The 12620-nt window shown below is 37.9% G+C and carries 7 protein-coding genes; all 7 read left to right on the forward strand.

What is annotated here, in order from left to right; translation table 11 throughout:
• Positions 1-502: 502 nt before the first annotated feature.
• The 7 genes from K6V30_RS06805 to K6V30_RS06835 all read left to right on the forward strand — a co-directional run bounded on the left by K6V30_RS06805 (position 503) and on the right by K6V30_RS06835 (position 12619).
• The gene (locus tag K6V30_RS06805) at positions 503-1825 is read left to right on the forward strand and encodes an IPT/TIG domain-containing protein (RefSeq protein ID WP_010536341.1); all 1323 of its coding nucleotides are present in this window, start codon (positions 503-505) and stop codon (positions 1823-1825) included.
• 18 nt (positions 1826-1843) lie between these two features.
• On the forward strand, positions 1844-4912 hold the full coding sequence (locus K6V30_RS06810) for a SusC/RagA family TonB-linked outer membrane protein (RefSeq protein WP_022301195.1): 3069 nt from the start codon (positions 1844-1846) through the stop codon (positions 4910-4912).
• A 14-nt stretch (positions 4913-4926) separates the two neighbouring features.
• Entirely contained in the window at positions 4927-6885 is a 1959-nt protein-coding gene (locus K6V30_RS06815; RefSeq protein ID WP_010536343.1) for a RagB/SusD family nutrient uptake outer membrane protein, read from the forward strand.
• Between the two features lie 36 nt (positions 6886-6921).
• Positions 6922-7800, forward strand: a complete 879-nt coding sequence (locus K6V30_RS06820; RefSeq protein WP_010536344.1) for a BT_3044 domain-containing protein — start codon at positions 6922-6924, stop codon at positions 7798-7800.
• Positions 7801-8186: 386 nt separating this feature from the next.
• The gene (locus tag K6V30_RS06825) at positions 8187-10082 is read left to right on the forward strand and encodes a family 43 glycosylhydrolase (protein ID WP_010536345.1); all 1896 of its coding nucleotides are present in this window, start codon (positions 8187-8189) and stop codon (positions 10080-10082) included.
• A gap of 197 nt (positions 10083-10279) precedes the next feature.
• A complete protein-coding gene (locus tag K6V30_RS06830) occupies positions 10280-11311 on the forward strand; it encodes a glycoside hydrolase family 43 protein (protein WP_022301193.1) in 1032 nt (343 codons plus the stop codon).
• Positions 11312-11323: 12 nt separating this feature from the next.
• A complete protein-coding gene (locus K6V30_RS06835; protein ID WP_055269174.1) occupies positions 11324-12619 on the forward strand; it encodes an alpha-l-rhamnosidase in 1296 nt (431 codons plus the stop codon).
• Position 12620: the final 1 nt, after the last annotated feature.

The raw sequence follows: 12620 nt of genomic DNA on the forward strand, positions 1-12620 counted from the left end.
TATCTTTTTTAAGTTTATTGTAAACCTCTCTCTGTATCAGAATGAGGTAGTGTGTTAATAATAAAGGATATTATCTTCAGGTACACAAATTGTTTCGTAGGGCTGTGGTCTTTCTTTCGGAGACTATACTTCTATGAAAGATTGATTATAGTGCTTCTTTCGAAGGAGTATAATCATACGAACTAAAATATGGACTTGAAGATATTAGAGTAGACTTGATTCTAAGTTAATTATGCTATAATTAGATATGTAGATATATTAGTGAACTATGTTTTTGCTGTAATATAACAGGGGAGAATATAAATAAACCTTCTATGTCGAATTATAATTCAAATATGTCGAATATCTCAAATTCGACCTTGTAGAACTATCTTTAGAGTAAAGTGCAGATGTTCGCACCTATATTTGCATTGTGATAACGGAGAAATATCTCAATACTACTTTCAATCATTTTTTCGGTAGAATAGAAAATAACTTTATTAACCTTTTAAAAAAAAATAGCATGAAAAGAAAGAAATCCAGTATGAATGTGGGGTATGTACTTAAGACGGTCTTATCCACATTTAGTATTTTATTTTTAGTCGGTCTTCTTTTTTCTTGTAAGGAGGACTATGCTTATGTTACTCCGACTTATGTCAGTACAGCCTATGATTCGAGTAAACCTGTGGAAATAACTGCAATATTACCTGATTCTGGTGGATATAAAACTCCTTTTGTTATAAAAGGAAGCAATTTTGGCAATGACTTATCAAAAATTAAGGTAATTTTTAATGGTGATCGTGAAGCTGTACTCGTCAGTACAAACGGAGAGACTTTATATGGGATTATGCCTAAACAAGAGGATGGCTTTAATGAGGTAGTTGTTACTGTAGACGGAAAGGAAAGTAAATCTCCACAAACTTTTCGTTATGTGAAAGTGGAGCAGGTATCTACAGTTGCTGGCAAATCGGGAGTTGGAGGCTATACAGATGGGACATTGATTGATTCACGTTTTGGGAAGATTTCTGGTATTGCTTCAGTGGTAGGAAATAACTTGATAGTTTGTGAAGGAGATGATGGACGTGTTCGTATGGTTTCTATTGATGACAACAAGGTTTCAACCCTGTTCTCAGGTTTTAAACTAGGTCAACCTGCTGTCACAAAAGATCGTACTAGAGTTTATGTTATTCAAACAGTTAGCCCTCATGCTATTTATTATTTTGCGAGGGAAAACTCATGGACTTCTAAACGTTTGACTTCTGGAATAGCAAACGTCACAGGGCAAATTCATTCTTGTGCGTTAGATAATGATGAAAAATATCTTTATTTCCGCGACCATAATGGTAAATTTGGAAGAGTCGAAATTGCTAATCCGCAGAATGTTGAAATTTTGAATTCAAATTGTGGAAAGGTTGATAAAGAGACTTCTTACTTGGCATTTAATCCTGTTGAAAACTGCTTTTATCTTTCTCTACAAAATGCGCAAGGGATTTATAAAGTTTCTCATGATGGGCAAACTGTGGAGGATTATGCCGGATTTAATTCGATTGGCGGGAAAGATGGACCTCGCCTGGAAGCTACATTGAGAAACCCGGCAGGTATTACTTTTGATAAAAGTGGTAACTTATATTTTTGTGATTCGCAGGGTTATACTTTACGAAAAATTTCTCGTATTGATGGAATGCTTACTACTGTTGCTGGACAATATCAGAAAAGTGGCGGCGTTGATGGATTACCTTTAGAATCTACTTTTAATTATCCTTATGTTGTTTGTATGGATGATGAAGAAAATTTCTTTATCGGTGAGCGTTGGGGATGTGTAGTGAGAAAATTTGCAGTAGAATAATCTTAAATTAAAATATATATGAAACAATTATTAATTGTTATTTCGCTTTTGTTTTCATGTATTTCGATGTCGTGGGGACAAAATGGATTTATGGTCGCTGGAACAGTGATGGACGAAAACGGTGAACCTTTAATAGGGGTAAGTGTGGTTAATCAAGCAAATACTTCCCAAGGAACAGTCACTGATTTGGACGGTAAGTTCCGTTTACCGAATCTTCTTAATAAAACAACATTGCTTTTTACTTATGTAGGTTTTAAAAATGAGAAGTATGTTGTAACAGGCAACAAAGAGCAAATCAAAATTGTAATGAAAGCCGATGTTAGTGACCTGGATGAAGTTGTAGTTGTTGGACAGGCTAACCAAAGAAAGGTTTCTGTGACGGGGGCAATTACAGTGGTGAAACCGGAAATTCTGGACCAACCAGGTACTTCTATCTCTAATATGTTAGGTGGAAATGTCCCAGGTATTATTGCTGTGACTCGTAGTGGTGAGCCTGGAGATGACTTTTCAGAATTCTGGATTCGTGGTATTAGTACTTTTGGAGCCAATGCCTCTGCTTTGGTATTGGTGGATGGTGTAGAAGGAAATATAAATGATCTTGACCCTTCAGATATAGAAAGTTTTTCTGTATTGAAAGATGCCTCCGCAACTGCTGTGTATGGTGTACGTGGTGCGAATGGAGTGGTGGTAATAACAACAAAAAGTGGTAAGGCGGGAAAGCTGAGAATTAATTTTAAAACAAATTTGATAATGAGTGAGTCTGCACGTATGCCAGAATATGCAGATGCTTATTCGTACGCTCAATTAGCAAATGAAGCTCGTCTTTCTCGTGGTAAAGATCCTATCTATTCTGATGTCGCAATGGAATTGATTCGTACAGGCATGGATCAGGACTTGTATCCTAATGTGAACTGGAGGGATGTGATTTTGAAAGATCATGTATGGCAGAATCAACATTTTTTAAGTGTTGCTGGTGGTGGTACTGCAGCTCGTTACTATATGTCATTGAGTATACAGAATAAAGATGCAGTTTTTAAGCAGGATAAATCAGCAAATAAATATGATACGAACGTTAGCTATCATAAGTATTCATTTTTGGCGAACATGGATGTAAACTTGACAAAAACAACCAATTTGGGGCTTAAACTAAATCAAGTGATTGTAAATCAAAATGCTCCGGGGTTTGGTGATAATAATGATGCTTTGTGGCAAGCACAGGCAAACTTGACTCCACTTACAACTCCGGTCAAATACTCTGATGGTTCATTGGCTACTTATGGAGCTAATGCTGATGAACTTTCTCCTTATGTTCAATTAAATTATACGGGATTTAAAGAAAATAGACGTTTAAATACGGGATTATTGGTAACTCTGAAACAAGATTTATCTTTTATAACAAAAGGCTTAGATATTAAAGGTGTGTTTTCTTACAATGGTGAATCGCAGCATAATATTACTCGTACAAAGATGCCAGATCTTTATTATGCTGATGGTAGAAATGCTGATGGAAGTTTGAATTTGAAAAGGACTCGTGAGAAGAAAGATTTGTCTTTTGGTAAGGATGTTTATAGCGCACGCTCCTATTATTGGGAATTAACAGGAAACTACAACCGTACTTTTGGTGAGCATAGAATTGGTGGATTGGTTCTTTTTTATTTGCAAAGTAATTCAAATTCAGATGCTAATGATAATTTGGCAGCGATTCCTACACGTTATGAGTCTTTATCTGGTCGTGTAACTTATGGTTTTAAGGATACTTATTTTGCAGAATTCAATATTGGCTATACGGGTTCTGAACAGTTTCCGACAGGTGAACGTTTCGGCTGGTTTCCAGCGGTCTCTGGTGGTTGGGTTCCTACTCAATATGACTTCCTAAGAGAAAAAATCCCGTTTTTGAATTTCCTTAAAATACGTGCTTCTTATGGTTTGGTAGGCAATGATCGTATTGGAGGTAAACGTTTTCCATATTTAACAACTATTTATTCAGGAATGTCAGGAACTTCCTGGGCTAGTGGCGGGGTTTTAGGAGAAGACCAAATTGGTACTGACGGCTTGACTTGGGAGACCGCCCATAAATTTGATATTGGTATAGATGCTCATTTATTTCATGAGAAAGTACAGTTTACTGTTGACTATTTCAATGATAAACGTACTGGAATATTCCAACAACGTGCTACTATTCCAACTGAAGTAGGATTAGTCAATTTTCCATGGGCCAATATGGGAAGTATGAGAAGTCATGGCTTTGATGGTAACATTTCTTTTGATCATGCATTTAATAAAGATTGGAGAATGACTTTACGTGCCAATTTTACTTACTCGCGAAATAAAGTTACTAATTGGGAAGAATCAGGTATTCGTTATCCTTATCAATCGCGAATTGGCATTCCTAATGGTGTACAAAGAGGTTTGATTGCCTTAGGTTTATTTAAAGATGAAGCTGATATTGAAAGTAGTCCCAAGCAGACTTTTGAGAGTGTAGTTCTACCGGGTGATATCAAATATAAAGATGTGAATAATGATGGAGTTATTAATTCTGATGATGAAGTGCCACTTTCGTATTCTGCAACTCCTGAATTGCAATATGGATTTGCTGCAGAAATTAGATGGAAGAAATTTTCATTAAGTGCTCTTTTCGAAGGGGCTGGGCACAGCAATTATTTTTATGGTGGTACTGGTTTTTATCCTTTTGCATGGGAAAGCCGAGGTAATTTGTTGAATATTGTAACAGAGCCATCTAATCGCTGGACTTCACGTGAAATTTCTGGAAATCCTTCAACAGAGAATCCAAATGCTCGTTTTCCTCGTTTAACATATGGAGAGAATAAGAATAATAATCGTGCATCTACTTTTTGGTTAGCAGATAATCGTTACTTGCGTTTTAAGAATCTTACGGCACGTTATTCTTATGCACATCCGTGGTTGAGTAACGTTATAGGAGTAAGTGGTATTGACATAAGTTTTATTGTTAATAATATATGTACATGGGATGATATTAAGTTATGGGACCCGGGACAGGCTAGTGGTAATGGAACTAAATATCCTATTCAGCGTACTTATACATTGCAGTTGAATTTTAATTTTTAATGAGGACAAAAAATATGAAAAATATAAGAAGTATAGTTATTGCAGGCATTACTGCTGTCATGGCTTTTAGTGTGTGTTCTTGTGACTCTTATCTGGATGTAGATCGCTATATTTATGATATGACTAGTCTTGATTCTATATTTAAACGTAAATCTTTGCTCGAGCAATATATAAATGGTGCTTCTATGTATTTACCGCGTGAAGAAATCTTGTGGTGGAAAGGTGAAGATCCTTTTGCGTTAACTACTGATGAAGCTTTTTGTTCTTTTAAAATGACTCCTGTTGATTATGCTCAGGGTAAAATCGATCGTTTTAGTAGTTCATATGATTATTATAATAGATTTTATAAAGGTATTCGGCGTGCCAATCAAGTAATTCAACGAATTCACGAATGCGAAGATATCTCGGAGGTAGATCGTCGTGATTTTACCGGACGTGCTCACTTCTTACGTGCTTATCTATATTATAGTTTATTGAGACAATATGGTCCTGTACCCATTTTGCCGGATGATCCGTTGCCGACTAATGGTTCGACTGAATCTTTAAGTTTTCCTAGAGGAACTTATGATGAATGTGTAGATTATATTTGTGAGAATTTGGAATCTGCTGCTGCCATGTTGTTAGATGAACGTCCAGATGTATCTACTTATCGTGTTCCTACAAAAGGTGCTGCATTGTCTATAATTTCTCGTATTCGTTTAGAGGCTGCTAGTCCGTGGTTTAATGGTAATCCTTATTATTATGATTTTATTCGTCATATAGATGGTGTGCCATATATTTCTCAAACAAAAGATTTACAGAAATGGGGAATAGCTGCTGCGGCAGCAAAAAGAGTGATCAATTTAGATAAATATGCTCTATTTACAGTGCCAAAAGATGCAGATACACCAGAACTACCTAAAAATGTGCCAAATGGAAATTTTCCTAATGGTGCTGGAGACATTGATCCTTTTAGATCTTATAATGATATGTTTACAGGTGAAGAGCTAGCGTTGAATGTTTCAGAATATATTTGGACAGCTGGTTTTAATAATGATGTTTTATATGTTGCCTTTCCTGCAGTAATGGGAGGAGGTAATGGATTGAATGTGAGCCAGCAATTAGTGGATGCCTACAAAATGGTTGATGGGTATGATATTAATGAATCAAGTCAAGAATATCCTTATCCTGTTGAGGCAGAAGCATGGAAACCTATTGGAAATAATGGGAAAAGTTTTTCAGGTTATCAAATGCCTGCTCAGGTTGCAAAGATGTATGATAATCGTGAAATGCGTTTTTATGCTACTATTGCTTTTAATCACCGCTATTGGGAAGCGAGTTCCTATGCTGGTACTGAACCTAACAAGAAGAATCTGGAGGTGACTTACTATATTGATGGCACTGGGGCTGCTTGGGGAGATCATCCTGACGATAAGAGTTTTAGTGGCTATAATTGTTGTAAATATGTTCATACTTCGGATAGTCCAAAAGGAGGTTATAGAAGTAAATACTTCCCCCTTATTCGTTATGCTGAAATCTTGCTTAACTATGTAGAAGCCATGAACGAGATGGAAGAAGGGGTTGTGTATACAGATGAGGATAATAATATTACGGTGAAAAGGGATAAGGATGAAATGAGAAAATATTTCAACATGATTCGTTTCCGTGCTGGTTTACCAGGAGTAACAGATGCAGAATTAAATGATCCTGCAAAAATGCGTGAGATAATAAAAAGAGAGCGTCAAGTAGAATTTGCTTTGGAAGGTAGGCGCTTTTTTGATTTACGTCGTTGGGGAGACTTGACTAAGAATGTAGGTACTTTTTATGGTATGAATGTGAATGCAAAAAGTAGTAACAGAGAGGCATACCATAAGCGGACGGCAATGACTTGGCAATACTCAATTTATACTATATCCAATAAATTGATGTTCTATCCGATTATTCAGACCGTAATGGATAAAAATGTGAAACTTGATCAAAATCCAGGATGGTGATCAGAATGATAATGTTAAACTATAAAAGAACGAAAAATGAAACTATTTAATTATACAAGATGCTTGTGTCTCAGTTTTTCTCTACTTGTATTAGCTTCATGTAATGTTGAAAATCCAATAGATGGAGAACAATATATAAAGCAGGTTTATTTGGTTGGTGCTTATGATAAACTGCAAGGAAAGGAGGTTGCTTATGGTAGTGAACGGGAGATATTTGTGTCTGTGGCAATAGGGGGAACTGTTTCTCTAGATCATGATGTAACTATAAGACTGGAGCAAGCAGACTACATTAATATTGATAATTATAATAAGAAAAATGTGGTAGGAGATGATATCCCTTATGAAGCTATGCCTCAAGAGTTATACAATATTCCTTCATGGGAAGGCACTATTAAAGCTGGAGAAGAGTATGTACGTATTCCTATCCATATTTATGCAGATCAGGTAAATTGTGATAAGCGTTATATTATTCCGTTGAGAATAGCAGAAGTGAGTGATTATGAACCAACCCCAACTGATACAGTTTTAATGGTGAATCTCAAAATGGTCAATGAATACTCAGGAACATATATCATCAGTGGAACAAATGTCAGATATGAAAATGATGAACCAATCGTAAGTGAAACATCTTCTTTAAATACACCGCGTACAATGATTGCGGTCGACCAGTATACAGTTCGTCTATTTCATAAAGTTGAATCGGAAGAGTTAACTAATGCTGATAAAGCAGCGATGAAATTAATTGTTAATCCGACGGATAATACGGTTACAATAGAACCTTGGAAAGATCTTCCTATTCTTAAAGGAGGGGGGACTTTTGATGTAGAGAAGCATACATTTACTATTTGGTATCATTATATGGAGAATGGTAAAGAATATCGAACAGAAGCTACTATCGTAAAGAATAAAAGCTAGTAGATGACTCTATGTAAGGTACATCTAGGAAATAGGTGTACCTTACTATAACAGCACAATTTGGCTTTGTTGATAATTTCTAAATTTTTATATTGTGAAATTGAGATATGTTACTTCTCTAAGTTTTTTGTTTATGACGATGATAGACATATCCGGATATTTGTCGATATAAAGTGCATGCTAGATCTAGTCTATAAATCGTTCAAATAGAATCGAATATCGGTCATTTAGGTAGGCTTTATTTAAAGTTCGACCTAATTGCATGATTTCTGTACCTTTATTTATTATTGAACTCTTATTTTTGTCGATAATGAATACTACTAATTTATCTTTCGGAGGATAAATTAATCAATAGGTTTTGGAACCCCAAAGAAAAACAGACTTATATGAAGATAGTAAAGATTGTAAATTTAATGATGGGCTTGTCATTTTCACTATGTACATTAGCGGAGAATGATTGGCGATTAGTTTGGAGTGATGAATTCGAAACGGATGGTCCTTTGGATTCTTCTGTGTGGAACTTTGAACAGGGATATGCACGTAACGAAGAAGCCCAATGGTATCAACAGGATAACGCAATCTGCAGAAATGGATATCTCATAATAGAAGCTCGAAAGGAGAAAGATAGAAAGAATCCCCTTTATGTAGCAGGAAGCAAAGACTGGCGCAAAAAACGAGAGTTTGTAGAATATACTTCTTCGTCAGTCACTACTGCCGGGAAAAAAGAGTTTTTGTATGGGCGTTTTGAAATAAAAGCACGTATTCCGGTGGCGAAAGGTGCATGGCCTGCTATCTGGGCTTTGGGACGTGATATGGAATGGCCTTCATGTGGTGAAATTGACATTATGGAGTATTACCAAATCAAAGGAGTACCTCATATTCTTGCAAATGCTGCATGGGGAACAGATCGGCAATGGCATGCAAAATGGGATAGTCAGGCAACTCCTTATTCACATTTTACCGATAAAGATCCGGATTGGGCTTCAAAGTTCCATATCTGGCGAATGGATTGGGATGAAGAAGCGATCAAACTCTATCTGGACGATGAACTTTTAAATGAGATACCTTTAAAGAATACCATAAATGGTAAAATAGGAAAGGGAACCAATCCTTTTACAAGACCACAGTATCTTTTATTGAATTTAGCCATTGGAGGCATTAATGGAGGACCGATTGATGAGGCCGCCTTGCCAATGAAATATGAGATTGATTATGTCAGAGTCTATCAGAAAGAGAAAAAAATAGCTTCTGGAGAAGTCTGGAGAGATATGGATGGTGAGCTGATTAATGCACACGGCGGAGGGATACTTTTTCATGAAGGCAAATACTACTGGTTTGGAGAACATCGCCCGGCTACTGGTTTCGTCACAGAAAAAGGCATAGCTTGCTACTCATCCACTGATTTACTTAACTGGAAAAATGAGGGAATTGTTTTTGCAGTTTCCGAAGAAGCAGGAAGCGATATTGAGAAAGGATGTATCATGGAGCGTCCGAAGGTTATTTATAATAAGAAGACCGGAAAGTTCGTCATGTGGCTGCATCTCGAACTGAAAGGACAAGGATATGGACCTGCCCGTACGGCTGTTGCTGTAAGTGATTCGCCTGTCGGACCATATCGCTTTATTCGTTCCGGGCGTGTGAATCCCGGCATTTATCCTTTGAATATGACTAAGAAAGAACGCAAGCTAAAATGGAATCTTGAACAATATAAAGAATGGTGGACACCAGAATGGTATGAAGCAATTCGGAAAGGTATGTTTGTGAAACGTGATCTGGAAGGTGGACAGATGTCCCGGGACATGACTTTGTTCGTAGATGATGATGAAAAAGCTTATCACATTTATTCTTCAGAAGAGAACCTTACTTTGCAAATTGCGGAATTAACAGACGATTATCTCAACCATAGTGGTAAATATATTCGGATTTTTCCCGGTGGACATAATGAAGCTCCTGCTATATTCAAAAAGGATGGGATTTATTGGATGATAACATCCGGCTGTACGGGATGGGACCCTAATAAAGCTCGTTTGTTGACTGCAACTTCTATTCTTGGAGAATGGAAGCAACTTCCAAATCCTTGTATAGGCGAAAATGCAGATAAAACATTTGGCGGACAGAGTACCTATATACTTCCTTTACCGGATAAAAAACAGTTCCTTTTTATGGCAGATAACTGGCGCCCGAAGAGTCTGGAAGACTCACGTTATATCTGGTTGCCTATCCAATTTAATGAAAAAGGTACTCCTTTTATCGAATGGGTTGATAGGTGGAAAATCGATTGATATCGTATATAATAGAACTTGAGTTCAATGGGTAGATAAAGTGAAATAAGGTAAAGAATTTCCCAAATAGCTTATAATTCGTGGATATTGGTCGTTTTTTGGTCCTTTTTTGACACAATTCTGAACCCTTTTCTTTAATGTATCCAGTATCTTTGTGGACGATAAATCTTAAATAATATCATGAATAATTTGAAAGTATGGTGTATATAGCTAAATTCTTATTGCCGGTAGTCATGTTTATGGGGCTGCTGCCGATACAAGCGCAAGCGCAGAAAAATACAAGTTTCATGCCCGGTGAAGTATGGAAAGATACGGATGGTAACCCTATTAATGCTCATGGTGGGGGACTGCTTTATCATGAGGGCACTTACTATTGGTACGGAGAGTATAAAAAAGGAAAAACGATATTACCGGAATGGGCTACATGGGAATGCTATCGTACAGATGTGACGGGAGTAGGTTGCTATTCTTCCAGAGATTTACTGAACTGGAAATTTGAAGGCATTGTCCTGCCGGCAGTAAAAGACGATCCGAACCATGATCTCCATCCGTCTAAAGTATTGGAACGCCCCAAAGTAATTTATAATAAGAAGACTGGTAAGTTTGTGATGTGGGCGCATGTGGAGAGTGCAGATTATAGCAAGGCGTGTGCAGGAGTGGCTGTTTCCGATTCTCCTGCCGGGCCATTTACTTATCTGGGAAGTTTCCGTCCGAACGATGCAATGAGCCGTGACCAGACCGTATTTGTAGATGACGACGGACGAGCTTACCAATTTTACTCGTCAGAAAACAACGAGACTATGTACATCAGTCTCCTGACGGATGATTATCTGAAACCAAGCGGACGTTTTACACGTAATTTCATAAAAGAATCTCGTGAAGCTCCGGCAGTTTTTAAGTATAATGGTAAATATTATATGTTAAGTTCCGGTTGCACAGGGTGGGACCCGAATATTGCAGAAATTGCTGTTGCTGACTCCATTATGGGCACATGGAAAACAATAGGCAATCCTTGTACAGGACCGGATGCGGATAAGACCTTCTATGCACAGAGTACATATATGCAGCCGATAATTGGAAAGAAGGATGCATATATTGCCATGTTTGACCGTTGGAAAAAGAAGGACCTGGAAGATTCACGCTATGTATGGCTGCCTGTATTGATAAAGAACGGAGCGATTACGATACCCTGGCATGAAAAGTGGAACTTGGAAATCTTTGATAAATAGAAGAAATAGATGATGAAACGGATACTACTACTAACTTTCTTGCTGATCTCTGTTTCTGCTGTGTGTCTTTCACAGAGATTGGTGGAAGTGGCTAAGGGATATAGTTGTACTTCTGTCAATACAGCGGTATTCCGTAACAATTCCTTGGTGACACATAAGGGGGAGCAGTATATTAGCTACTACGATGCCGAAGGGTATCTGGTACTTGGCAAACGGAAGCTGAAATCTAAAAAATGGACAATACACCGTACACAATACAAAGGTAATGTAAAAGACGCTCATAATATTATTAGTATGATGGTAGATGGGGAAGGATACTTGCATGTTTCTTTCGATCATCATGGGCATAAGTTGAATTATTGCCGGGGGATAGCTCCCGGCTCTCTGGAGTTAGGAGAAAAAGTGCCGATGACCGGTGTAGATGAAGGTAATGTCACTTATCCGGAATTTTATCCTTTATCCGGAGGGGATTTGCTGTTTGCCTATCGTTCCGGTTCTTCCGGTCGCGGAAATCTGGTGATGAATCGTTATTCTTTGAAGAATCATGCCTGGACTCGTGTACAGGATGTTCTGATTGATGGAGAGAATCAGCGGAATGCTTACTGGCAACTGTATGTGGACGAGAAAGGAACCATCCATCTGTCATGGGTATGGCGTGAGACTTGGCATGTAGAGACCAATCATGATCTTTGCTATGCACGTTCTTTTGATAATGGGGTGACTTGGTATCAATCGAATGGAGAAAAATATCAGCTTCCTATCACTGCTTCAAACGCAGAATATGCCTGTCGCATCCCTCAAAACAGCGAGTTGATTAACCAGACAAGCATGAGTGCCGATGCCGATGGAAAACCTTATATTGCAACTTACTGGAGAGAACCGGGGAGTGATGTTCCTCAATACCGTATTGTCTGGAATGATGGAAAAACATGGAAGTATCGTCAGGTGACTGATCGTAAAACTCCGTTTTCATTGAAAGGAGGCGGCACGAAGATGATTCCTGTTGCCCGTCCCCGCATTGTAGTGGAGGATAAAGAGATATTCTATATTTTCCGTGACGAGGAACGGGGAAGCCGTGTGTCGATGGCACATACAACCGATGTCAGCCATGGTAAATGGTCGGTAACGGATTTAACTGATTTTTCAGTGGATGCCTGGGAACCGTCTCATGATACCGAGCTATGGAAGGAACGGCGGAAACTGCATCTGTTTGTACAGCATACCCGCCAAGGAGATGGTGAACGTACGGCAGAAATCGAGCCGCAAATGATTTATGTGCTGGAAACAAATACGAATACAAATAAATAAA

It is taken from the genome of Bacteroides faecis, from assembly GCF_020091505.1.
In the GTDB taxonomy this organism is placed as follows: domain Bacteria; phylum Bacteroidota; class Bacteroidia; order Bacteroidales; family Bacteroidaceae; genus Bacteroides; species Bacteroides faecis.